Annotated in this window: 23 protein-coding genes and 4 tRNA genes; 15 read left to right on the top strand and 12 right to left on the bottom strand. The window is 65.7% G+C overall.

What is annotated here, in order from left to right:
• Positions 1–100 precede the first annotated feature (100 nt).
• Positions 101–1,585 carry a cutinase family protein gene (locus AC59JP_RS08135; protein ID WP_497325230.1) on the top strand — a complete coding sequence of 495 codons (1,485 nt, stop codon included), beginning with the start codon at positions 101–103 and terminating at the stop codon, positions 1,583–1,585.
• 85 nt (positions 1,586–1,670) lie between these two features.
• Here AC59JP_RS08135 and AC59JP_RS08130 read toward each other — a convergent pair whose 3' ends face one another.
• From AC59JP_RS08130 to AC59JP_RS08110, 5 genes are all read right to left on the bottom strand, one after another.
• Entirely contained in the window at positions 1,671–1,976 is a 306-nt protein-coding gene (locus AC59JP_RS08130) for a DUF1416 domain-containing protein (RefSeq protein WP_497325229.1), read from the bottom strand.
• Positions 1,977–1,979: 3 nt separating this feature from the next.
• Positions 1,980–2,813 carry a sulfurtransferase gene (locus AC59JP_RS08125; RefSeq protein ID WP_497325228.1) on the bottom strand — a complete coding sequence of 278 codons (834 nt, stop codon included), beginning with the start codon at positions 2,811–2,813 and terminating at the stop codon, positions 1,980–1,982.
• Between the two features lie 43 nt (positions 2,814–2,856).
• Positions 2,857–3,327, bottom strand: a complete 471-nt coding sequence (locus tag AC59JP_RS08120) for a DUF4395 domain-containing protein (RefSeq protein ID WP_497325227.1) — start codon at positions 3,325–3,327, stop codon at positions 2,857–2,859.
• A 232-nt stretch (positions 3,328–3,559) separates the two neighbouring features.
• Positions 3,560–3,994, bottom strand: a complete 435-nt coding sequence (locus tag AC59JP_RS08115; RefSeq protein ID WP_497325225.1) for a thioredoxin family protein — start codon at positions 3,992–3,994, stop codon at positions 3,560–3,562.
• Complete coding sequence (locus AC59JP_RS08110) at positions 3,991–4,770, bottom strand: LmeA family phospholipid-binding protein (protein WP_497325224.1); 780 nt, start codon at positions 4,768–4,770, stop codon at positions 3,991–3,993. The genes AC59JP_RS08115 and AC59JP_RS08110 overlap by 4 nt, the downstream gene beginning before the upstream one ends.
• A 150-nt stretch (positions 4,771–4,920) precedes the next feature.
• Between AC59JP_RS08110 and AC59JP_RS08105 the strand changes: the two genes are divergently transcribed.
• The 6 genes from AC59JP_RS08105 (at position 4,921) to pstB (ending at position 10,778) form a co-directional block, all read left to right on the top strand.
• The gene (locus tag AC59JP_RS08105; protein ID WP_497325223.1) at positions 4,921–5,694 is read left to right on the top strand and encodes a winged helix-turn-helix transcriptional regulator; all 774 of its coding nucleotides are present in this window, start codon (positions 4,921–4,923) and stop codon (positions 5,692–5,694) included.
• 19 nt (positions 5,695–5,713) lie between these two features.
• A complete protein-coding gene (mshD, locus tag AC59JP_RS08100) occupies positions 5,714–6,604 on the top strand; it encodes a mycothiol synthase (RefSeq protein ID WP_497325222.1) in 891 nt (296 codons plus the stop codon).
• Between the two features lie 217 nt (positions 6,605–6,821).
• Positions 6,822–7,913, top strand: a complete 1,092-nt coding sequence (gene pstS, locus AC59JP_RS08095; RefSeq protein ID WP_497325221.1) for a phosphate ABC transporter substrate-binding protein PstS — start codon at positions 6,822–6,824, stop codon at positions 7,911–7,913.
• A gap of 117 nt (positions 7,914–8,030) precedes the next feature.
• Positions 8,031–9,080 (top strand): phosphate ABC transporter permease subunit PstC, encoded by a 1,050-nt coding sequence (gene pstC / locus AC59JP_RS08090; RefSeq protein ID WP_497325220.1) that lies wholly within the window; start codon positions 8,031–8,033, stop codon positions 9,078–9,080.
• A 4-nt stretch (positions 9,081–9,084) separates the two neighbouring features.
• Complete coding sequence (gene pstA / locus AC59JP_RS08085; RefSeq protein WP_497325219.1) at positions 9,085–9,990, top strand: phosphate ABC transporter permease PstA; 906 nt, start codon at positions 9,085–9,087, stop codon at positions 9,988–9,990.
• 11 nt (positions 9,991–10,001) lie between these two features.
• Positions 10,002–10,778, top strand: a complete 777-nt coding sequence (gene pstB / locus AC59JP_RS08080; RefSeq protein WP_497325218.1) for a phosphate ABC transporter ATP-binding protein PstB — start codon at positions 10,002–10,004, stop codon at positions 10,776–10,778.
• A gap of 151 nt (positions 10,779–10,929) precedes the next feature.
• Here pstB and phoU read toward each other — a convergent pair whose 3' ends face one another.
• The 5 genes from phoU to AC59JP_RS08055 all read right to left on the bottom strand — a co-directional run bounded on the left by phoU (position 10,930) and on the right by AC59JP_RS08055 (position 17,104).
• Positions 10,930–11,598 carry a phosphate signaling complex protein PhoU gene (gene phoU, locus AC59JP_RS08075; protein WP_497325217.1) on the bottom strand — a complete coding sequence of 223 codons (669 nt, stop codon included), beginning with the start codon at positions 11,596–11,598 and terminating at the stop codon, positions 10,930–10,932.
• A gap of 142 nt (positions 11,599–11,740) precedes the next feature.
• The gene (locus AC59JP_RS08070) at positions 11,741–13,732 is read right to left on the bottom strand and encodes an LCP family protein (RefSeq protein ID WP_497325729.1); all 1,992 of its coding nucleotides are present in this window, start codon (positions 13,730–13,732) and stop codon (positions 11,741–11,743) included.
• Positions 13,733–13,879: 147 nt separating this feature from the next.
• On the bottom strand, positions 13,880–15,019 hold the full coding sequence (gene dusB / locus AC59JP_RS08065) for a tRNA dihydrouridine synthase DusB (RefSeq protein ID WP_497325728.1): 1,140 nt from the start codon (positions 15,017–15,019) through the stop codon (positions 13,880–13,882).
• 54 nt (positions 15,020–15,073) lie between these two features.
• On the bottom strand, positions 15,074–16,039 hold the full coding sequence (locus AC59JP_RS08060) for an acyl-ACP desaturase (RefSeq protein WP_497325216.1): 966 nt from the start codon (positions 16,037–16,039) through the stop codon (positions 15,074–15,076).
• Between the two features lie 156 nt (positions 16,040–16,195).
• The gene (locus AC59JP_RS08055; RefSeq protein WP_497325215.1) at positions 16,196–17,104 is read right to left on the bottom strand and encodes a LysR family transcriptional regulator; all 909 of its coding nucleotides are present in this window, start codon (positions 17,102–17,104) and stop codon (positions 16,196–16,198) included.
• 71 nt (positions 17,105–17,175) lie between these two features.
• Between AC59JP_RS08055 and AC59JP_RS08050 the strand changes: the two genes are divergently transcribed.
• From AC59JP_RS08050 to AC59JP_RS08035, 4 genes are read left to right on the top strand one after another with little or no spacing between them, the layout of a single operon-like run.
• Entirely contained in the window at positions 17,176–18,417 is a 1,242-nt protein-coding gene (locus tag AC59JP_RS08050) for an MFS transporter (protein ID WP_497325214.1), read from the top strand.
• A gap of 54 nt (positions 18,418–18,471) precedes the next feature.
• A complete protein-coding gene (locus AC59JP_RS08045) occupies positions 18,472–19,080 on the top strand; it encodes an AIM24 family protein (protein ID WP_497325727.1) in 609 nt (202 codons plus the stop codon).
• Position 19,081: 1 nt separating this feature from the next.
• Positions 19,082–19,759: an AIM24 family protein gene (locus tag AC59JP_RS08040; RefSeq protein WP_497325213.1), complete on the top strand. Its 678-nt coding sequence runs from the start codon at positions 19,082–19,084 to the stop codon at positions 19,757–19,759.
• A 12-nt stretch (positions 19,760–19,771) separates the two neighbouring features.
• Positions 19,772–20,524 carry an AIM24 family protein gene (locus tag AC59JP_RS08035; RefSeq protein ID WP_497325212.1) on the top strand — a complete coding sequence of 251 codons (753 nt, stop codon included), beginning with the start codon at positions 19,772–19,774 and terminating at the stop codon, positions 20,522–20,524.
• A 20-nt stretch (positions 20,525–20,544) separates the two neighbouring features.
• On the opposite strand, the gene AC59JP_RS08030 is transcribed toward AC59JP_RS08035, so the two are convergent.
• Positions 20,545–20,620 (bottom strand) — tRNA-Lys (locus AC59JP_RS08030).
• A 563-nt stretch (positions 20,621–21,183) separates the two neighbouring features.
• Between AC59JP_RS08030 and AC59JP_RS08025 the strand changes: the two genes are divergently transcribed.
• The 4 genes from AC59JP_RS08025 to AC59JP_RS08010 all read left to right on the top strand — a co-directional run bounded on the left by AC59JP_RS08025 (position 21,184) and on the right by AC59JP_RS08010 (position 22,267).
• Positions 21,184–21,831: a TetR family transcriptional regulator gene (locus AC59JP_RS08025; protein ID WP_497325211.1), complete on the top strand. Its 648-nt coding sequence runs from the start codon at positions 21,184–21,186 to the stop codon at positions 21,829–21,831.
• Between the two features lie 99 nt (positions 21,832–21,930).
• Positions 21,931–22,003 (top strand) — tRNA-Glu (locus AC59JP_RS08020).
• Positions 22,004–22,075: 72 nt separating this feature from the next.
• Positions 22,076–22,149 (top strand) — tRNA-Asp (locus AC59JP_RS08015).
• Positions 22,150–22,190: 41 nt separating this feature from the next.
• A tRNA-Phe gene (locus AC59JP_RS08010) sits at positions 22,191–22,267 on the top strand.
• A gap of 19 nt (positions 22,268–22,286) precedes the next feature.
• On the opposite strand, the gene AC59JP_RS08005 is transcribed toward AC59JP_RS08010, so the two are convergent.
• A complete protein-coding gene (locus tag AC59JP_RS08005; protein ID WP_497325210.1) occupies positions 22,287–23,285 on the bottom strand; it encodes an NADP-dependent oxidoreductase in 999 nt (332 codons plus the stop codon).
• Positions 23,286–23,322: the final 37 nt, after the last annotated feature.

Genomic DNA, 23,322 nt, shown 5'->3' with positions numbered 1-23,322 from the left:
TCGTAGGGTGGTCGGGCGCCGCGTACGTGGCGGCGGCTGATCGTGGTGCGAGGCGTGAGTGCGCTCGCGGAAAGTTTCGGTGTGGAGTATGCGTTTTTCCTTGACAGATTCCGTCCGCGGTGCCGCGGCCGTGCTGGCTGCTGTGGTGCTGTGCGCGTCCGGAGTGACGGCCGGCATCGCGTCGGCCGCACCGGGCACCGCACCGGCCGGTGAGGCGCCACTCCAGGTATCCGATGGGCCCCCGAGGGTCGACCTACCGACGATTCTGGGGATCGCTCCCAAGTCGAACGAGCTCAACCTCGATCCGAACAACTACGCGCAGACGTGCCCCGACGTGTTGATCGTGGCGTTGTCCGGTGGGTCGGACACCTCCGTCGACCGAAATCCTCTGGACGAGGAGGCGCGGCTCCCGCTGCAGAACTGGATTGCCAACCTCACCGTCCCCACCGGTGAGGCCAACGCGGCGACCCCGAACCGCGTGGGCTGGCTCTACGTTCCCTATCCGGCAACCGACGGTATCGGCATCGGCGAACGAACTCCCACTTACCAGGACTCGGCGGCCGAGGGCGTGGCGAGCACCAACCGGATCCTCGACGAGAACAAGACCAAGTGCGGTTCCGCGACCAAGTTCGTCATCGTGGGCTACAGCATCGGCGCGGAAGTGGCCGAGCGCGTCAGCGTGGACATCGGCAGCCGACCCGACAGCGCACACGTCAACGCGAGCGACATCCTCGGTGTCGGCCTCGTGGGCGATCCATACCGGCCGGCGGGGACCCCGTCGATCGACATTCCCGGCCCTCCCGGCGGCGGTTTCATGTCCAGCGAGCCCAAGGATTACGGCAAGCTCGCAGACAAGATGTTGTGGGCCTGCCGCCCCTACGACCTTTCGTGCGATGCCCCGGTGAACATCTCGATTCTGCCGCTGTTGCTCGGCGTGTTCGGTCAAGTCCACTGGACCCCACTAGATCCCGTGTCGACGGTGTCGGAGCTCTCGCAGGTGGTGGCGTCGACGGCCGCCCGGTCCATCGCGTACATCTTCGCCCACCCGGACTTCGCCACGTCCGAGGAATCCGTTCTCGACGTCGTCCTGCGCGAGTCGGATCAGACCGAGCCCCGCGGTGTGCCCGATCCGCCGCCGACGCAGGCTCAGGTTCTCTCCGCTCTGCAGTGGGCCGCCGGTCCCGGCCGAGACGTGGTGAACGCCAAGCTGAATGCCGAGCGGGTGGGGTTCGCGGAGGACAACGCGGACATCGCCAAGCTGATCACGGAGCCCTACATCGCGTTCGGCTTCCTTCAGCATCTGACCTACTGGAACGCCCTGCCCGGGCGAGAGTGGGAGAGCGACAAGATGATCCGCTGGATCACGACCCTCGCGCAGCAATCCGCCGACGGCCGTGATGCCGAGAAGCCGCCGGCGCCTGCGGCCGAACCGGCTGCGCCACAGGTGATTCCGCCGGTCAATCCAGGCCCCGCTGCTCCGCCCGCGCCGGTGCCGGCACCGGTGACCATTCCCGACTCGGTCAACTCCCTGCTGCAGTCGTTCGGCATCGGGCCGCAGCCCGCGCCCATCCGATCGGTGCCCTGACCGGCTGCCGCGGAGGAAGGCCCGCGGCACGAGAAAGGCCCCGACTCCAGTACGGAGTCGGGGCCTTCGTCGGCTGTAGCGAGCGTCAGGCGTCGACGGTCACGTTCTGCTCGTGAATACCCGCGCCCTCGGGAGAGACGGTCGCGCCGCCGTTCCCGACCGACGAGAGCGCGCGCAGCGTCCACGTTCCGGGTGCGGCGAAGAAGCGGAAGTCGCCCGTGCCCGACGCGACGACCTCGGCGGTGAACTCACCGGTGTTGTCGAGCAGGCGGACGTAGGCGCCGCCGATGGGCTGGCCGTCGGTTGCGAGAACGCGTCCGGTGATGACGGTTTCCTTCTCGACGTCCACTCCGGCCGGCATGGTCTGACTCTGAGTCGGTGCTCCACACATGATTTATGCTCCCAATTCGATCGGTGCTCCGATGAGGGAGCCGTATTCGGTCCAGCTGCCGTCGTAGTTCTTCACGTTCTCGTGTCCCAGAAGCTCTTTGAGCACGAACCAGGTGTGCGAGGAACGCTCGCCGATGCGGCAGTACGCGATGGTGTCCTTGGTTCCGTCGAGCCCGGCTTCCTTGTAGATCGCGGCGAGTTCCTCGTCGCTCTTGAAGGTGCCGTTCTCGTTGGCGGCCTTGCTCCACGGAACGTTGATGGCGGTCGGGATGTGACCCGGACGCTGCGACTGTTCCTGCGGAAGATGTGCCGGCGCAAGGATCTTGCCGCTGAACTCGTCGGGGGAGCGCACGTCGACGAGGTTCTTGGTGCCGATGGCGTCGATGGCCTCGTCGCGGAATGCGCGGATGCTGAGGTCGGGCTCGGATGCCTTGTAGCTGGTGCGCTCGCGGGTCACCGTGTCGGTGCTCAGCGGACGACCCTCGAGTTCCCAGATCTTGCGGCCACCGTCGAGGAGCTTGACGTCCTGGTGTCCGTACAGCTTGAAGTACCAGTAGGCGTAGGCCGCGAACCAGTTGTTGTTGCCGCCGTAGAGAACCACGGTGTCCTCGTTGGAGATTCCGCGTGCGGAGAGCAGGTCGGAGAACTGCTCTGCGTTGATGAAGTCACGACGAACCGGGTCCTGCAGGTCGGCCTTCCAGTCGAGCTTGACCGCACCCTCGATGTGACCGGTGTCGTAGGCACTGGTGTCTTCGTCGACCTCGACGAGGACGACGTTGTCGGTTGCGAGGTTCTGCTCGGCCCAGTCGGCGGAGACCAGGACGTCGGAGCGAGCCATGGATGGTTCCTTTCGGTTCGTGAGAAGGAGGAATGGGGTGGTATCAGGCGGAACGGAAACGCGTGACGAGGGGATAGATCTTGCAGCCCAGGCAAATTCCGAACGCGGCGTTGAGAATCGCGGCGAACAGTGCGAACGCCGTGGCTATAACGCCGACGGTGGCGAGGCCGGTGGCGAAGCCGATCACGCCCACAGCTGCGAAGACGAATCCGACGAGTTGCGCGAATCGCAGCGGTGCGACCGGCTCGCGTTCGGAGACCGGTCCTAGGCGCGGCGCCGCCACGGTGGCGAACAGCCGGCCGTAGGGGCTGCGCCGCGGGCCTGCGGCGGCGCCGACGGCGAACGACACGGCCTGCAGCAGCAGGATCACGCCCGCGGCGACGGTCGAGACCGTCGACACGAGGAGAACGACGACGAGCACGCCCGTGGTGACCCATGCGTTGAAGCGTGGGCCCCGGACGTCGACCTGATCGGAGGCGGCGGAGGACACAAACGTGTCACTGAAAGAGGACATCGGGAACTCCTGGGAGAGATGACGCGTGTCGTGTGGCAGAAGAAAGGCCGGTGTCGAGTCGCCGATCGGGCGCTCGAATCACCTGTCGTGGACGGTGAACGTCAGCTACGACAACAGCAACAGCCACCGAGGCGGCACAGATCCACTGTGCGGCGTCGGGTGAGCAAAAGCTCGTGGCGGTCGGTCACGGAGGAAATTCTACCCTCCGTTTCGCCCAGGTCCGACCGTCGGGTCACCGCACCGACTCGATGGCAGCAGTCAGGTCGCGTGCGGACGGAACTCCCGATACCCGTGCACGCTCCACCATGTCGGCGTCGAGCACGAAGGTCGTCGGGAGCGACATCACGCCCATCTCGCGCGCCAACGTCGGGTTCTCGTCCATGTCGACCTCCACCTCGATCGGGGTGGGGCCGTCGGCGGAGGCCATGTCCGACACCACCGCGGCGACCACCCGACGCACTGCTGCGCACGGCCCGCACCACGAGGCCGAGAAGTGCAGAACGGTCGGCGCCCCCCGCTGGACGCCTGCCGCCAGAAGGTGCTCGACGCGCGTGTCCACCGCCGGGGCGGGCTGGACCGCACGCACTCTTCCCTCGCGCCGGGTGACGACGAATCCGACCGCCACGGCGAGGGCGACGACGACCAGGAGAACTGTGATTCCGGTCACTGGGTGCGGATCGATTCGAGGTCGACAGTGAGGTCGGTTCCGGTTCCTTCGATGACGATCTCGCCGCCCTCGGCGTACACCGATGTGGGAGTGATTCCGAACGGAAGCTGCTGGCGATCGATCGTCTTGGTGAACAGACCGAGAACGGTGGGTTTCAACACGTCCGGAATGGTGAAGTCGGCCTCGCCCTCCGGCCCGAAATAGAAGTCGCTGGCGACGACGTTCACCTTGTCGCCGTCGAGCTGCAACTCCGCCGTCACACTGACGGCCGTGTTGAGCGGTCCGACCGACACCGTTCCCGACAGTACGACGGCGCCGGTGGTGGTTTTACCGGATCCACCCGACCCGCCCGTTCCGTCCGATTTGTCCGCAGGCGGCGCAGAAACCTGGAGGTCGGGAATGTCGAGGAACCGGCCGAGATCGGTCGCTTCGATGCGCACCCGACCGTCGAGTCGGTCGACGGGGACCGTGCGGACCGACCCGTCGACGAGGTCCGAGGCGGGTATGTGGACCCCGCGCAGCGTCGCCTCGATGGTGGTCTTGTTCACGTACTCGGTGGGTACGTCCTGAGCCCGAATCTCGACACGGCTGTAGTCGCCGCGAGCGGCCTGCGTCAGAAACGGGAAACCGTGAATGGTCACTTCCGGATCCGCGGTCAGTCCGCCGCCGTCCCGCAGGGCGCGCGAGACGCGATACTCCGAGTACGCAGCGGTTCCGAAATCGGCCACCAGCGCGATGGCGAGCAACGTCACCACACCGACAATCAGTTTTCGCACGAGTTCCTCACGAGCTTGATCGATGGGCCGCGTCCGACGGTACCTGGCGAGAACACGCTAGTCTGTCACCCGAACATCAACTGCTGGAGCCTTCGCCGCCGGGCAACGACCTTGCCATGCTTGCGTAGTCGGACGAGAACGGGAGACATCGTGGAGCTGCTGCTCTTGACTTCCGATCCCGACCCGGAGGCCGTGTTGCCGTCGCTGTCGCTTCTCGCGCACACCGTCCGCCCGGCGCCCACCGAGGTGTCGTCTCTTCTCGAGGCCGGGACGGCCGATGTCGCACTGGTCGACGCCCGTACCGACCTCGCCGCGGCCCGCGGACTGTGCCGACTGCTCGGCAGCGCCGGCTCGGCAGTGCCGGTCGTCGCCGTCCTCACCGAGGGTGGTCTCGTGGCCGTCAACTCCGAGTGGGGCGTCGACGATGTGCTGCTGCCCACCACGGGTCCCGCCGAACTCGATGCGCGTCTGCGACTGCTGGTCGGTCGACACGGCGGCGTGTCCAGCCCCGAGACGTCGGGCAAGATCACGCTCGGCGAGCTGGTCATCGACGAGGGCACCTACACCGCTCGTCTGCGCGGACGCCCCCTCGACCTGACCTACAAGGAGTTCGAACTCCTGAAGTACCTGGCGCAGCACGCCGGTCGGGTCTTCACGCGAGCGCAACTCCTGCAGGAGGTGTGGGGGTACGACTTCTTCGGCGGAACCCGCACCGTCGACGTGCACGTGCGGCGGCTGCGCGCAAAGCTCGGCAGCGAGTACGAGTCCTTGATCGGCACTGTTCGCAACGTCGGGTACAAGGCCGTGCGACCGGCGCGAGGCGCCGGGAAAGCCGGCCAGTCGCATGCAGGCAACGACGACGAATTCGATCCCGACGACTCCGGCGGAGTCGAGTTCGCACCCGTCAACACCACGGCCTACTAGGCGTGCCAGGATCGACCTCGTGCAGATCGTAGAGGTTCCTCCCACGCCCGAACAGGTTCGACGTATCACCGAAATCATCTCTCGCGCAGTCGATCTCGACGGAACGGCGCCCATTTCGGAGCAAGCCGTCAGGGCGATCTCCGTCGGAGACGGCAGTCGTCACCTGCTCGCGCTCGATGGGGACGAGGTCGTCGGATACGCCAACGTCTTGCCCGCGCAGGCCGGCAGTGCCGATGCCACCGACATGGCGGAGGGCGTCGTCGATCCGGATCGCCGCGGCCGAGGTGTCGGCACCGCTCTCGTCGACGCCGCGGTCACCGGAAGCGGCAGAATCTGGGCGCACGGCCAACTCCCGGCGGCCGTGCGTGTGGCTGAGAAGCTGAACCTGAAGTCCGTCCGCGAACTGCTGCAGATGCGCCGTCCCACGTCGGACCCGCTTCCCGACCTCGTCGTCCCCGACGGGATCACACTGCGTACCTACCGGGAGTCGGACGACGCCGAGATTCTGCGCGTGAACAACGCGGCGTTCGCCTGGCATCCGGAGCAGGGTGGGTGGACGCAGAACGAGATCGACCAGCGCCGCGAGGAAGCGTGGTTCGACCCGGAGGGCCTCTTCGTCGCGACGCCCTCGGACGAGCCGGACCGCATTCTCGGCTTCCACTGGACCAAGGTCCACGCTCCCGAAGGCGCGGACCCGCAGCTCGGTGAGGTCTATGTCGTGGGGATCGATCCGTCGGCGCAGGGCAGGGGCCTCGGACGGGTCCTCACCCTGGCGGGGCTGATGTACCTCGAGGACAAGGGCCCCGCGGTTCTGCTGTACGTGGAGTCGGACAACACTGCTGCGGTTCACACCTACGACAGGCTCGGTTTCACCCGTTTTCATGTCGACGTGGCTTACGCGAGAGCTTGATCACCGCGCCGCAAAAAAACGGACAATCGACCCGTCTGTTCACTCTCCGTTCACCTACGCGGGGTGTTCCGTCCATAAGTGGCACCTAACTTCATCTCCGAGCAGCATCTTGCTGCTCGATGCGGCCGTCACGGTGCGCATCGATGACTTCCGCTCGGCCGGTGTGCCGCGCGACCTCCGGAGGAAACAGGTGAAATTCCAGCGCAACGCTGTCGTCATGGCAGCAGTGGCCATCGGTGCAATGTCTCTCGTCGCATGCGGCAGTGACAACAACGCCGCGTCGACGGGTGTCGACACGTCGTCTTCCACCGCCACGTGCGAGGGCAAGTCCAACCTTTCGGCCGCCGGCTCGTCGGCGCAGAAGAACGCCATGGATTCGTTCGTCTCCACCTACATCGGCGTGTGCCAGGCCAAGGGCAAGACGGTCAACGTCGCCTACAACCCCAGCGGCTCGGGTGACGGACGCACGCAGTTCATCGCCGGCCAGATCGACTTCGCCGGATCCGACTCCGCCATCAAGGGTGACCAGCTCACGCAGGCCGCTACTCGCTGCGTCGGCGGCGAAGCGTGGAACCTCCCGCTCGTGTTCGGACCCGTCGCGGTGGCCTACAACCTCGACGGTGTCGACTCGCTGACGCTGAACGGCGAGACCATCGCCAAGATCTTCAACGGCGGCATCAAGACCTGGAACGACCCGGCCATCGCCGCCCTGAACAGCGGAGTCACCCTGCCCGACACGGCCATCACGCCGATCGTGCGCTCGGACTCGTCGGGCACCACGGACAACTTCCAGCAGTACCTGACCGCCGCCGGTAACGGTGCGTGGACCCAGGGCGCCGGATCCGACTTCACCGGCGGCGTCGGTGAAGGTGCCAAGGGCTCCGCCGGTGTCGCGCAGGCCGTGGCCGGTGCACCCGGATCCATCACCTACGTCGAGAAGTCCTTCGCGGACCAGAACAAGCTGAAGGCAGCGAGCATCGACACGGGCAGCGGAGCGGTCGAGCTCAGCCAGGAGAGCGCCACGAAGGCGATCGAAGGTGCATCCTTCACCGGCTCCGGAACGGGTGACCTCACGCTCGACCTGACATCGATCTACGGCACGAAGGCGGAGGGTGCATACCCGCTCGTTCTCGCGACCTACGAGATCGTCTGCTCCAAGGGGTACGACGCCGACACCACCGCGGCCGTCAAGTCCTTCCTGACCAGCGCGGCCAACGAGGGTCAGGGCACTCTCGCCGAGGCCGGCTACGTGCCGCTGCCGGATTCGTTCAAGGAGAAGGTGACCGCGTCCATCGACGCGATTGCCTGATTCGGCTCGTCGGTCGGGGGTCGGCTCACCAGTCGGCCCCCGGCCTGCTCCACCTCGAAGTATGGCCCGATGTCCATCCAGGGTTTACCGTTCGACCGAGAAGAGATGCGACCGCCCATGAGTGACGCGCCAACCCAGTCGGCACACCGCACCTCCGCCACTGCCACGAGCGGTGACGGATCCGGCGGACCGCTTGCACAACCGGAGGCACCGATAAGTACCCCCAAGTCAGGTTCGAGCAAGACGCTCGTGAGACCGGGCGATCGAATCTTCTCGTCGCTGGCCTCCGGTTCGGCGATGCTCATCACCGTTCTGATCGCCGCCATCGCGGCGTTCCTGGTGTGGCGCGCCATCCCGGCGCTCAGCCGCAACCAGACGAACTTCCTCACCTCCCGCGAGTGGGTCACCCAGAACATCGACGCCATGGCGTTCGGTGTTCTCGATCTGCTGCAGGTCACCGTCATGGTGTCGCTGGTCGCGCTGGTCATCGCCATGCCGATCGCACTCGGGATCGCCATCTTCCTCACCGAGTACTCACCGAAGCGCCTGCGCGGCCCGCTGGCCTACGTCATCGACCTGCTCGCGGCGGTTCCGTCGATCGTCTACGGCCTGTGGGGCCTGCTGGTCCTCGCCCCGGCGGTCCGCCCGATCGCGGAGTGGCTGAACGGCAACCTGAGCTGGATCTTCCTCTTCGCCGACGGCACCGGATCGGTCGCGGGCGGCGGCACCATCTTCACGGCCGGCATCGTTCTCGCCGTGATGATCCTGCCGATCATCACCGCGGTCACCCGCGAGGTGTTCATCCAGACCCCGCAGACGCACATCGAGGCTGCTCTCGCCCTCGGCGCCACGCGCTGGGAGGTGGTTCGCACCACCGTCATCCCGTTCGGCAAGTCTGGCTACATCAGCGGCTCGATGCTCGGTCTCGGCCGTGCACTCGGCGAGACCATCGCTCTGTACCTGATCCTGCGTACCACGTCGCAGTCGTTCGGCTTCTCGCTGTTCGACAGCGGTTCGACGATCGCGTCCAAGATTGCGCTGGGGTACGCCGAGTTCAACAACAACATCCAGGCGGGCGCGTACATCGCCGCCGGCCTCGTCCTGTTCATCCTGACGTTCGTCGTGAACGCCGGCGCGCGGGCGGCTGTCGCCGGAAAGAAGGCCTGACCCCATGACTCAGACTCTCGAGTCCCCAGTCAAGAAGCCCACCTTCCAGGGCGTCAGCGGGCGACGCCGGTTCACCGACCTCACGGCGACCGTGCTGGTCACCCTGTCGGTGCTCATCGCGCTCGTCCCGCTGATCTGGGTTCTGTACACCGTGATCTCGCGCGGACTGAGCGCCATCTCCAGCGACACCTGGTTCACCAACTCGCTCAGCGGTCTCACCGCGTCGTCGTCGGGTGGCGGCGCGTATCACGCCATCATCGGCACGCTGCTCCAAGGCCTCGTCTGCGCACTCATCTCGATTCCGCTGGGCCTGTTCGTCGCGATCTACCTCGTCGAGTACGCCGGCAAGTCGAAGCTCGGGCGCGTGACCACGTTCATGGTCGACATCCTCAGTGGTGTCCCGTCGATCGTCGCGGCACTGTTCATCTACGCGCTGTGGATCGCGACATTCGGACTTCCGAAGTCGGCGTTCGCGGTGTCGCTGGCGCTGGTGCTGCTCATGGTCCCCGTCGTCGTACGCAGCACCGAGGAAATGTTGCGCATCGTCCCGCAGGACCTTCGCGAGGCGTCCTACGCACTCGGTGTGCCGAAGTGGAAGACCATCGCCTCGATCGTCCTTCCGACGGCGCTGCCGGGCGTCATCACCGGCATCATGCTCGCGCTGGCGCGCGTACTCGGTGAGACGGCGCCGCTGCTGATCCTGGTCGGGTACGCGCCCTTCATCAACTTCGACCTCTTCAGCGGAGAGATGGGATCGCTGCCGTCGATGATGGTCTCCGAGACCAACAACCCCACCGACGCCGGCAACGACCGCATCTGGGGCGCCGCCCTGACACTGATCCTGCTGATCGCCGTTCTCAACATCATCGCCAAGACCATCGGACGGTTCTCCGCCGTCAAGACCAAGTAGAGGAACCGACCATGGCAAAGCGACTCGACCTCAAAGACGTCAACATCTACTACGGCAAGTTCCACGCCGTCGCCGACGTGGGCCTCGCGGTTCCGCCGCGCAACGTCACGGCCTTCATCGGTCCGTCCGGCTGCGGCAAGTCGACGGTGCTGCGGACCATGAACCGCATGCACGAGGTCACCCCCGGCGCGCGCGTCGAGGGTTCGATCATGCTCGACGGCGACGACATCTACGGCAGCAACGTCGACCCGGTGGGCGTGCGCCGCACCATCGGCATGGTGTTCCAGCGCCCCAACCCGTTCCCGACGATGTCGATCAAGGACAACGTCGTCGCCGGCCTGAAGTTGCAGGGTGGGCGCTCCAAGAAGGAGCTCGACGAGACCGCCGAGCGTTCGCTCAAGGGCGCCAACCTCTGGAACGAGGTCAAGGACCGGCTCGACAAGCCCGGTGGCGGCCTCTCGGGCGGTCAGCAGCAGCGTCTGTGCATCGCCCGCGCCATCGCCGTGCAGCCCGACGTGCTGCTCATGGACGAGCCGTGCTCGGCCCTCGACCCCATCTCCACGCTCGCGATCGAGGATCTGATCACCGAGCTGAAGAAGGACTTCACCATCGTCATCGTCACGCACAACATGCAGCAGGCTGCCCGAGTGAGCGACCAGACGGCGTTCTTCAACCTCGAAGCGACCGGCAAGCCGGGACGTCTCATCGAGATCGACGACACCGAGAAGATCTTCTCGAACCCGTCGCAGAAGGCGACCGAGGATTACATTTCGGGCCGGTTCGGATAGAGCCTCACTAGCTTCCGACTCAGGGGCACATTCGGTCGATCCACTCGACCGGGTGTGCCCCTCAGTCGTGTTCGGGGTCGCCTCAGGTGCCGAAAGCAGAACGACCCGATGTGACGGGGTCACATCGGGTCGAGCGCGGTGCTGCGGTGGGCTACTTCACGGGAATCGAATCCAGTTCCGACGGAAGCGATCCGGTGACGAGGAAGATGACGCGACGTCCGACCTCGACGGCGTGATCGGCGAAGCGTTCGTAGAAACGGCCCAGCAGAGTGACGTCGACGGCGGCGGCAACCCCGTGGCTCCACTCGCGGTCCATCAGGACGCTGAACAGGTGCTTGTGCAGATCGTCCATCGCCTCGTCCTCCTCGCGGAGCTTCGCTGCGCGCTCGGGGTCGCGGGTCTCGAGTACCTCACGAGCCGACGCTCCGAGTGCCACGGCGATGCGGCCCATTTCGGCGAAGTACCCGTTCACTTCTTCCGGGAGGGCGTGCTGCGGGTGGCGGCGTCGCGCAATCTTCGCGACGTGGAGCGCGAGGGCTCCCATTCGGTCGATGTCGGCGACGATCTGGATGCCCGACACCACGGAGCGGAGGTCGCCGGCCACGGGCGCCTGGAGGGCGAGGAGGGCGAAGGCGCGCTCCTCGGCGGTGGCGCTGAGCTCGGTCATCCGGTCGTGGTCGCCGATCACCTGCTCCGCGATCCTCAGGTCCGCTTGCAGCAGCGACTGGGTCGCCCGCTCCATCGCTTTACCGGCCAAACCGGCCATCTCTCCGAGGATGTCGGCGAGCTCTGTCATCTGTTCGTTGTAAGCCACGCGCATGGCGCCGATTTTACGTGCAGAACCGTACATACAGTGCGTGCGGGCGATGAACGGCGGATGAATGTGGCGGGAAGGCCGGAGGCCGGTCGGGTGTGGCGGGAAGGCCGGAGGCCGGTCGGATGTGGCGGGAAGTGGGTGAGTCTCAGGCGCAGGTGTCGTCGGCCGCGTTGGTGACGGTCAGGTCGGACGGAAGTGCCACGTCCGTCACGGGAACAGAGGAGGTGGACCCGATGGCGGGGAGTTGAGTGCCGACGGGGGTGGGAGCGACGATCGAACCGGCGAAATTGGAGCCGACGACGACCTCGATGATGCCTCCGAGGCTCGTCGTCTCCTCGAGCAGTGACCCGGGGATCCCGCTTGCCACCGTCGCGGCCTCGTTCTCCTGGCCTGCGGCGTAGCGAACGACGGTTTGTTGGCTGGTCGTGTCCGCGTTTCCGGTGCCGACGATCTGGAAGCCGAACGCGGCGAGACCGTCGGCGGTCGAGGCGGCCAGGCCGCTCATCTCCGATCCGTTGGACACCTGTACCGACACCGTCGACGGGTCGACGGCGAGGGCCAGGGCGGGTGCCGGAGGCGGGGCGGTCGGCGTGGTCGGCCCGGTGCTCGAACGTGCCTCACCCGGTAGCGGTTGGTCGTTGATGATCGCGGTGAAGATGGCCGTGATGTCGGACATGCGGGGGATCTCGTTGCCGTAGTCGGTGGTGCCGGCCGTGGGAACGGTGAGGAAGGTGACGGCGCCGGCGTCGACATCGCGCAGGGACTTGCCCAGGGTGAGCAGATCGGCGGTCTTCACGTTCTCGACGAACGTGTCGCGCGTGAACGCGGTGACGAAGCCGTTGAGCTTGCCGGGATCGAACAGAACCTTGTTGGACAGGACGGACCGCAGCAGCGACGACAGGAAGAGTTGCTGGCGTTTGATGCGGCCGTAGTCGCCGGTCCCTTCCGCTTCGACCTTGCGGGCGCGGACGTAGTTCAGAGCCGTGGCTCCGTTGATCAGCTGTGTGCCGGGGTTGGCGAGGACGGTGCCGAGTTCGTCGTCGATCAGAGGTGTGGTGGTGCAGACGTCGACGCCGCCCACCTCGTTGACCATCGACTCGAAACCGGCGAAGTCCATGCCGACGAAGTGGCTGATCTTCAGTCCGGACATTTTCTGGATGACCTTGACGAGGCACTTCGGCCCACCGAGCGCGTAGGTGGCGTTGAGCTTGTCGCCGTCGGCGGCCTGGTACATCTCGCCGGTGTAGTCACCGGTGTTGCTGTCCCAGCCTTCGCACTCCGGTCGCTCCACGTCGAGGTCGCGGGGGAACGACACCGCCACCACACGAGATCGGTCGGCGGGGATGTTGACGAGCATCACGGTGTCGGATCGGGCGCCTTCCGCGTCGGCGACGCTGCCCGCGCCCACCTCACCGCTGGCTCCCGCACGTGTGTCGGTACCGACGATCAGATACGTCTCGTCGCCGTACTGGCCGGGCGCGTCGACGACGTCGGTCGAATCCGGATCCAGCGCCGCCACCTGCGAGAAACCTTGATCGGTGGAGCGAAGGTACGCCCAGACCACACCCGTGAGAACCAGCGCAGTGACAGCGACGAACGAGACCAGCACCCGTCCGGCCATCCGGGCGCGTTTGCGTTTGCGGGCGCGGTTGAGAGCAAGGCGGGTGAGCGTGGGAGGTGCGATGGGGCCGACCGCTTCGGGCTCGGCGTGGGGGCGGTCCACTTCCGGAGTGGGTGGCGGGAGGAGCGGCGCTGGCGCGGCCGGCGCATCGTCGACGGCGGGAAGGCGAGTGGTGGGGGCGTCTGCGTCCGGGTCCGCTGTGGGTTCTTGGTTCGCTGTGGGTTCTCCGTCGGCTGTGGGTTCTTGGTTCGCCGCGGAATCTTGGTCCGCATCGTCGTTGGAACGAGAAAGCTGGCCGATCTGATCGACGAGTTCTGCGACGGACACCCGACCGGTGGTCTCGGGGGCCTGACGTCGTCCGCGAATGCCGAACTTGCGAGGCGGGGTCTGTGCTGGTTGGTCCTGCTGCGCCGGCTGGTCGATCTCGGTCGACGGCGGGGCCGGGGGAGCTGCTGCGGAAGGCCGAGGGGGTCGGGGGTCCGGGTTTCGTGGCTCCGGGCTTCGTGTCTCCGGCACAGCGTGTGCCACACGCGAGATTCGGCGTTCCCACGGAGCGGGGCGACGGGGTGCGGGCACACCCGAGTCGTTGTCGTCACCCACCTGGCGTCCTGGCCTTCCGCTGCACCCCGATCGCCCGTGCGATGGTTCCGCCCATGATACCGGTCATCCGCCCGAGTGCATCAGCTCGGCGCCTTCGGGCACGCGTGCATCGTCGGGGTCGTCGAGCCAGCCTTCGGGCAGCGAGACCGCGCCGGGCGAGCCCTGCCGACCGCGCGGACCCTCGGCGTCCTTGGGAAACGGAACCGTCGGATCCAGTTGCGCCAGAAGGGAATCCAGCTCAGCAAGGCTCGACACGGTGGCCATCTTGACTCGGAGGTCGGATCCGGCGGGGAACCCGCGCATGTACCAGGCGACGTGCTTACGGAGCTCGCGCAGACCGCGGTCTTCCCCGTGATGATCGGCCAGCAGCTCGGCGTGACGGCGCATGATTTTCGCGACCTCACCCAGGTTCGGTGGGGTCGGCTCGGGGCGACCGTTCAGTGCTGCGCTCAGCTCGGCGAACAGCCACGGCCGCCCGAGGCATCCACGACCGACGACGACGCCGTCGCATCCCGTCTCTCGCATCATGCGCGCGGCATCGTCCGCGCCGAAGATGTCGCCGTTGCCCAGCACCGGGACATCGGTCACGTGCTCCTTGAGGCGAGCGATCTCGGACCAGTCGGCGGTACCGGAGTATCGCTGAGCAGCCGTTCGCGCGTGGAGCGCCACCGCGGCTGCGCCCTCACCGGCGGCGATACGGCCCGCGTCGAGATGAGTGTGATGCTCGGCGTCGATGCCGATGCGGAATTTGACCGTCACCGGCACCGAGGTGCCCTCGGTGGCCTTCACCGCTGCGGCCACGATGCGACCGAACAGGGAACGCTTGTACGGGAGCGCCGCCCCACCGCCCTTGCGCGTGACCTTGGGGACGGGGCACCCGAAGTTCATGTCGATGTGGTCGGCCATGTTCTCGTCGACGATCATCTTGGCGGCGTCGTACGTCGTGTCCGGATCCACGGTGTAGAGCTGCAGCGACCGCGGAGATTCCTCGGGAGCGAACGTGGTCATGTGCAACGTTGCGGGCTGCCGTTCGACCAGCGCACGAGCGGTGACCATCTCGCAGACGTACAGCCCTGCCGTGCTGCCCGCCCGCTCGATTTCGAGTTCACGGCACAGCGTGCGGAACGCAACGTTGGTCACGCCCGCCATGGGGGCCAGAACCACGGGGCTGCGGAGCTCGAGGGATCCGATCTGCAGCGTCAAGAAACTCACACACCAATAGCGCTCGGGAACAAGGGGGACGTCCCCGAGAATACGTCAGGACGCCTGCTGCTCCCGCTTCGCAGCTTCGCGAGCGAGCATGCGGTCACGCTGCTCCTCGAACTTGACGACCTGTCCTTCGAGCTTCTCGATGAACGCGGCGAGCGACTCGCGGGTCTGCTCGCCCTCGGACGTGAAGTCCGTGCGGTCGAAGATGTTCCATTTGCGCAGAACCGGCATGACCACGTCTTCGAGGTGCTGGCGGAGGTCGTAGATGCCGTGCTTGGCCATCATCGCGCCGTTGCGGCGGAAGTTCGGCATTCCTGCGCCGGGCATCTGGAAGTTCTGGACGATGTCGCTGATCGCCTTGAGCGTCTGGTCGGGCGCGATCTCGAGACCGGCGCCGCACAGGTTGCGGTAGAAGATCATGTGCAGGTTCTCGTCGGCTGCGATGCGCTGGAGCATGCGGTCGGCGATCGGGTCGTTGCACACCTTGCCGGTGTTCCGGTGGCTGACGCGGGTGGCCAACTCCTGGAAGGTGACGTACGCGACCGAGTGCAGGAAGCCGATGGCATCGGTGTCGGTGGCGACGGCCGACGCGAAGCCGTTGGTCATGTGCTCCATGCGAGCCTGCTCCAGGGCAACCGGGTCCACGCCGCGGGTGACCACGAGGTAGTCACGCATGACGATGCCGTGGCGGTTCTCCTCGGCTGTCCAGCGGCCGACCCAGGTGCCCCAGGCACCGTCCTGCGAGAAGTTCTCCGCGATCTCGCGGTGGTACGACGGGAGGTTGTCCTCGGTGAGGAGGTTGGTGATCATGGCGGCCTTGGCGACCTCGTCCAGACGCGACTGCTCGGGGGTCCAGTCCTCGCCGCCCAGCGCTGCGAAGTTCCGACCCTCGTCCCACGGCACGTAATCGTGGGGATGCCATTCCTTCGCCATGGAGAGGTGCCTGTTGACGTTCTCTTCCGCAACCGGCTGCAGCTCCGTGAGCAGCTCGAGTTGTGTCAGATCCCTTGCCATGCGATTCCTCCAAGTCGGTTAACTACTGACGAGAGCCTACGGCACCGTAACCACGATGTGAATTGCTTCGATCCGCGTGCCCGAACATGGTTACCGGCGAGTAGTTGGAGCTGATCACCAGCTCGAGGCCCCGGACGGCTGAAACGGTCTATTTCCCTAGTATAGATCCGACCTCGTGGACCCCTCCCTTTGTGACAACTCTGCGTATGCGGCGAAATGCATTGTGGACGACGTTGAATTTCGGTGAATCGGCGTCACGATTCCGATATCGCGCGTCGTCACGCCGTTTTCGAAGGGCACCAGCACGACACCGGCCGGCGGCGGTTCGGCGTCGTTGACCGGGACGATCGCCACTCCCAGACCGGCCGAGACCAGCCCGCCGATGGTCGTGAGCTCGCTCGCCTCGAAGACGATCCGAGGACTCACACCGGCCGCCGCGCATTGCTCGTCGAAGATGCGACGCATGCCGAAATCGCGGTGCATGGTGATGAACGACTCGTCCGCCAGCTCTGCGAAGCGCACCGATTCGCGTCGAGACAGTGTCTCGGTGTCGGAGACCGCGAGTGCCAGGCGTTGCTGCTGGATCACGGTCCAGCGCACATCCGATCGACGAGGGCGCGGTGACACGAGTGCGATGTCGCTCGACCCGTCTGCCACTCGATCGGCCAACAGGTCCGCGGCTCCCTGGAACAGCTGGAAGCGGGCTTCGGAGGATCGGCGGCGGAACTCGCGGATGAGGTTCGGGACCAACCAGGTGCCGAAGGAGTGCAGGAAGTCCAGGCGAATCGTCGACTCGCCCCCGGCGGCCATGTCGGCGATTCTCCGTTCGGCGTCCTCGAGCTCGGCCAGCGCGCGAATGCAGTGATCGCGCAGCACCGCGCCGGCGTCCGCGAGTGTCAACCGCCGTCCGTCCCGTACGAACAACGGCGTGCCGAACTCGGCTTCGAGGCGAGCGAGCTTTCGGGACAGGGCCGGTTGGGACATTCCGAGCGCGCCGGCCGCCGAGGTGACCTGTTCGAGGTCGGCGAGCGTGACGAACCATCGCAGGTCGTCGGTCCAGGCCATATGCATATTGTGCATGAACACGGCCGAGTCATGCATTTTACAAATCATTTCCTGTGCGTAAGAGTTTTGTCATGGCCGACGTCACCACCACCGTGCGAGTCGACCCGGGCACCCCACACCGCCGCGGGTCCGCGGGATACCGCCGGATCACCCTTGCTCTCTTCGCAGCGGGACTCGCGACCTTCGTCGCCATGTACTGCGTGCAGGCGCTTCTGCCCGCGCTGACGGACACCTTCGGAGTCAGTCCCGCGGTGTCGGCGCTCGCGGTGTCGATGACCACGGGCGTACTGGCACTCGCCATCGTTCCGGCGAGTGTGCTGTCCGAGCGGTACGGGCGCACCCGAGTGATGGTGTCCTCGGCACTCGCGTCGAGCGTGATCGGGATACTTCTTCCGCTGAGTCCCACGATCGAGGTTCTTCTCGTCGGACGTGCGTTGCAGGGCGCAACCCTCGCCGGAATTCCAGCGGTGGCGATGGCATACCTCGCCGAGGAGGTCCACGGCAACGATCTGGGGGCGGCGATGGGTCGCTACGTCGCCGGCACCACCATCGGCGGTCTGCTCGGACGTGTCGTTCCGGCGGGGGTGCTCGATCTCGGTTCCTGGCGATGGGCGATGGAATCGGCAGCCGTCGTCGCGTTGGTGTGTTCGCTCGTTCTGATGCGCGGGCTTCCTCGATCGCGATTCTTCCGCGAACAGCGCATCGACGTGCGCACCGTGCTGGGCAACCTTCGTGGGCATCTCGCGGACCCCACTCTGCGTACTCTGTTCGCGCTCGGATTCCTCCTGATGGGCGGATTCGTGTCGGTCTACAACTTCCTCGGATTTCGCTTGACGGCAACGCCTTTCGATCTGCCGCAAGGGCTGGTGGGTCTCGTCTTCGTCATGTACCTCGCCGGCACGTGGTCCTCGACGGCGGCCGGTCGCCTGGCCGACCGGCTGGGTCGGGCTGCGGTGCTGACGGCATCGGTAGCCGTGACCGGTGTCGGCCTGGCGCTGACGGTGCCCGATCGACTTCCGCTGGTTCTGACCGGTGTCTTCCTCTTCACGGGCGGTTTCTTCGCCGCCCATTCCGTGGCGAGCGGGTGGGTCGGCCGGGTGGCGACGAGTCACCGGGCGGAAGCGTCCTCGCTCTACCTCTGTGCGTACTACCTCGGATCGTCGATCGCCGGAGCCCTCGCCGGTGTGGCGTGGGGGATCGCCGAGTGGGCCGGAACGGCCACCTTCGTGGCGGGTCTGCTCGTGATCGCAATGCTGTTGGCATCGAGGATGTTTCGAGTCGACGCAGGCGGGGCGCGGAAACCGACCGTCTGATCCCTTCCGTTGCCGGGCCCGCTCTGCCATAGTTCCCCCGTGGCGCAGCTGAGGATGAACGGACACCGGGTGTTGGTGGCGGACATGGCCGGAGACACCATCAGGGCTGTCACCGGGTCGATGGTCGCGTACGAAGGCAACGTGACCTTCAAGAACGCCGGCATGGGCGGCGGCGGTGGTCTTCGAGCCGCACTGAAACAGCGGGTGACCGGAGAGTCGTTGTCTCTCATGGAAGTCAGTGGGCAGGGCACCGTCTACTTCGCTGTCGACGCCCAGGACATCACCATCGTCGAACTGGCCGGGGACGCACTGCATGTCGAAGCGTCCCAACTGTTGGCGGTCGCGGGGCAGCTCGCGACCGATGTGAAGTTCGCGGGACTGCGCGGTGCGTCCTCGGGCCAGGGACTGTTCACCACGGTCGTCAGTGGAACCGGAACCGTCGCATTGCTGTCCAAGGGCGGGCCGCCCATCGCGCTCGAGGTGAGTCCGCAGTATGCACTTGTCGTGGACCCCGACGCGTTCGTGGCTCACCGTGGGCAGCTGAACCAGAGTTTCGTCACCGACGTGACGTGGCGGTCCGCCCTCGGCGGGGGAAGCGGCGAGGCGTTCTCGCTCCGGTTCGACGGCCAGGGCGTCGTCTACATTCAGCCCGAGGAGCGTTGACATGCCGCTGGAATCGGTGAACAGCAAGGTCGTGAAGTCGATTCTCGCGCCGGGGCAGAACGTTCTCGCGCGGCGTGGGTCGATGCTCTACTACACGGGCGACGTCCGCTTCGTTCCACACACGATGGGCGGCGGGCCGGGCGCGATGCCGAATGTCGGTGGCGTGATGGGCATGGCCGGCCGAATGATGTCCGGGGAGCATGTCGCCATGATGGCCGCCGAAGGGCACGGCGAAGTGTTCTACGGCCACGCCGGCCTGCATACCGACGTCATCACTCTAAACGGGTCGTCGGTTCTCAGCGTGGAGGCCGATCGACTGTTGGTGCATGACGGATTCCTGTCGAGTTCCGTTGTGGCACTGACTTCTCAGGGCGGAGTGCGCGGAGCGGTTCGTGGTGCCATGACCGGTCAGGGCCTGTTCACGACGCAGCTGATGGGGCAGGGAAGCGTTGCCGTGCTCTCGCACGGTGGAGCGACGGCGCTCGAGGTGGGGCCCAATCATCCTCAGGTGGTGGTGGATCCGCAGGCGTACGTCTGTCACCTGGGACAGATCAACGTGGAGATCGCCGCGAGCGTGGGGTGGCGCGACGCCGTGGGCCGGGGATCCGGTGAGGCCATCCAGTTGAAGATGACGGGTATGGGGACCGTGTGGGTGCAAGCGTCCGAGCAGAAGTTCTAGGAGGGGTCGGCCATGGGTATCGACGTGCACAACCCGATGACGTTGCCCGCCAACGACAATGTGCCCGGTAACGACTACGCGTTCTGCGTCGAGCTGGTGGACCAACCGTGGTTCACTGCGAAGGGCGCGATGATCGCCTACTACGGCAACATCGGATTCGAGCCTCTGGGTCAGACGTCGATGGCGGCCATCGTCGCAGCACGGTTCTCGTCGCCGCTCTACGCGAACGACTGGGTGCTCGCACGCGGACAAGGAAAGTTGATCCTCGGCGACCGTGGGTTCAACATCAATTCGTTCGATCTGGACGAGGGAAACCTGACCATTCGTGCGGCCAACCTGTTGGCCTTCGAACCCGGTCTGCAACTGAAACAGTCGATCGTCCCCGGCTTCCTCACCCTGCTGGGTACGGGCAAGTTCTTGGCGTCGTCGAACGGCGAGGTGATGTTCGCGGAACCGCCGCTGCGGATCGACCCGCAGGCCCTCGTCGGCTGGGCGGACTGCCCGTCCCCGTCGCATCACTTCGATGCGGACTGGATGCAAAGCTTCCTCGGTGCCGCTCGCGGAATGTTCTTCGGCGCCAACTCCGGCGAGGAGCGGCAGTTCGACTTCACCGGAGCGGGAACGGTTCTCGTGCAGTCGAGCGAGAAGGTCGTCGACGACGGGCATCTGCTCAGGCACATCGAATCGGAGACGGTGTCGCTGGGGCAGAACAGTCTGCGGGCGCTGCATCAGAGCATCGGCGCGCGGCTCACTCAGCAGCAGTGACCATCTTCGAAGACCGAGTGTGGTGCCCCCAGTAGGACTCGAACCTACGACCTGCGGATTAAAAGTCCGTAGCTCTACCAACTGAGCTATAGGGGCGCAGTCCGGAAGCATAGTTGACCGTTCGAGGCTGCTGCAGTCAGGTTGCACGGGCACACGCACGCCCGTGTGTCGTCCGTACGTGTGCTCCGGACGGGTGTGATCCAAGCAATGTTCGTCGCCCCGGTGTGACCATTGTCCGGTCGATCGACGTCGAGCGGAAACGGCTTGTCCAATTGGTGGGGCAATGTCGGTCGATCGAATGAATCGGGAAGCAGGCCGACCAGAATTGGCTGTGTCCATTCACAATGTTCGACAATTGATTTTAGTAGGCGATCCAGCGATCTGCCCGTCTTTCGGAGAGGCTGCGATGTCCGTGACGAGCTCCTGAGCAGCAAGAAACTCGGGTGCGCACCCCCTGCGGCGCACCCGAGCGGTCCGTACCGTACCATTTGGTGTGTTTACCGCGCGAGTCCGAACGTCTTGTCGTGATTCGTGCCGAGGTGTCCTGACGCGACGTACGAATCGGTGACCAACAAAAGGCATTGCCAGGTTTATCGGCTAGTCTCGCTTGAGAATTTGACAATCCCGTGAGGGTTCGTGGCTTCGGAGGCACCAGCGCAATGGCACAGCAAGAACGCGCTCGACGCACCCGCGCCGCAATCGTCGAATCGGCGGCATTCGAGTTCAGCCGGCGCGGCTACGCCGCCGCCTCGGTGAACACCATTCTCGAAGGCTCCCGCGCGACGAAGGGCGCGATGTATTTCCACTTTGCCTCCAAGGAGGAGTTGGCGCGAGCGGTTCTGAAGACCGCAACCGACCAATACGTGGCGATCACCGGAAAGAAGAGGTCCGACGACCTCGATCCGTTCGAGAAGCTGCACGAGGTCGTCGTCGACCTCGCCACCGAGTTCAAGGCCAACGTCGTCGTTCAGGCCGAGTTCCGGCTGATCATCGAGCCCGAGTTCTACTCGGGCATGCGCAGCGGGGCGGGCCAGATCTGGGGTCGCGCTGCACTGGAGCTCGCGGAGGAAGCGGGACGGCTCGGCCTCCTCAAGTCCGGCGTCGATCCCCAGAAGTTCACCCGCGTGCTCGCTGCCTGCTTGGCCGGCCAGCGCTACATGGCCGACCTCATGGCCGTCGACACGGACCTCCCCGCCTTGTTCGAGGAGTCCCTGGAGGTAGTTCTGTCGGCGATGGCCACCCCGGAGTGGTTGGCGCGCTGGGAAGAGCGAGGGTGGCCGATTCGCGACGCTGCAACCGTCGAATAGGCCCCTGACCAGTAGATTTGGGAATTGATCCGGACGTGTCATAAGCTATCCCAGCTCCCAACGGAACGCCGTTGGGGTACGGCCGGAGCAATTCGGCGGGCCCCCTTCGTCTAGCGGCCTAGGACGCCGCCCTTTCAAGGCGGTAGCGCGGGTTCGAATCCCGTAGGGGGTACGCACGGTCCGAGAGGGTCGTGTGACAACTCAATATGTGACGCAGTTCTTTACACAGGCAGTACAACAGCAAGGCCCTGTGGCGCAGTTGGTTAGCGCGCCGCCCTGTCACGGCGGAGGTCGCGGGTTCGAGTCCCGTCAGGGTCGCAAGGTTCACTTTTTCTCGGCATTCGCTTCGGGTGCCACTCGGCCAGGTAGCTCAGTTGGTACGAGCGTCCGCCTGAAAAGCGGAAGGTCGCCGGTTCGATCCCGGCCCTGGCCACCATCCCCAGTTCACCACGCGCTCACCGGTGGCTGACGATCACCTTTCCCGCCTTCGTTTTTCCGGCCTCGACGTAGTCGAGAGCGTCGAGAGCTCGCTCGAACGGGAACACCGAATCGACGACGGGTCGCAGCGCCCCATTGTCGTACAAGGCGGCCAATTCGCTAAGTCGCTCGCCGTCGGCATGCATGAAAAAGAATCGATAGTTCACACGGTTCTTCTGCGCGGTCCGGCGGACGGAACGACTCGTCGCCCACAGTAGGAGTTCGAAGGGTTTGGGTGCGCCGAGTTGGCGTGCGAAACCGGCGTCGGGCGGACCGGTCACCCCGAGTGCGAGACCACCCGGTGCGAGGACGCTCAGCGACTTCGACAGATTTTCTCCACCGACGGCATCGATGACGAGGTCGTAGTCCGAGACGACGTCGGTGAAGTCGCTCTCTCGGTAGTCGATGACCTCGTCGGCCCCGAGGCTCGCAGCAAGCTCGCGCGATCGCGTTCCGACCGTGGTCGCCACATGGGCGCCGAGGTGGTGCGCCAGTTGCACGACGGTCGACCCCAAGCCGCCGGCGCCTGCGTGGACCAGCACCTTCGATCCAGCGCCGACGTGTGCGGTCTCGACGAGCATCTGCCAGGCCGCCAGGGCGACCAGCGGAACCGCCGCAGCTTCCTCGAACGACAACGTGACCGGCTTGAGTGCGACGTCGCGCTGATCGATCGCGATGTACTCGGCGAGCGTTCCGATCCGCAGATCGCGCGGCCTCGAGTAGATCTCGTCGCCGGGGGCGAAATCGACCACCGCGCTTCCGACTTCGGTCACCACTCCGGCCACGTCGTGGCCCAGCGTGATCGGCATCCGGTACTTCAGCAGCTGCTTGAACGTTCCGTTCCGGACCAGCGTGTCCAACGGATTGATGCTCGCCGCAACCACTTCGACGAGGACGTCGTGCGGTCCAACCGTGGGCATCGGGACGTCGGCGAGGTGCGCCGGGGCCTTGTACTCGTCGATCACGTACGCCTTCATCGGACGGCCGCGTCGGTCGCCAGGGCGGGGTACAGGT

The sequence above is a fragment of the Rhodococcus sp. 320_ES genome, assembly GCF_059691855.1.
The sequence above is the reverse complement of the archived record's forward strand: the minus strand, read 5'-3'. Positions and strand labels throughout refer to the sequence as shown.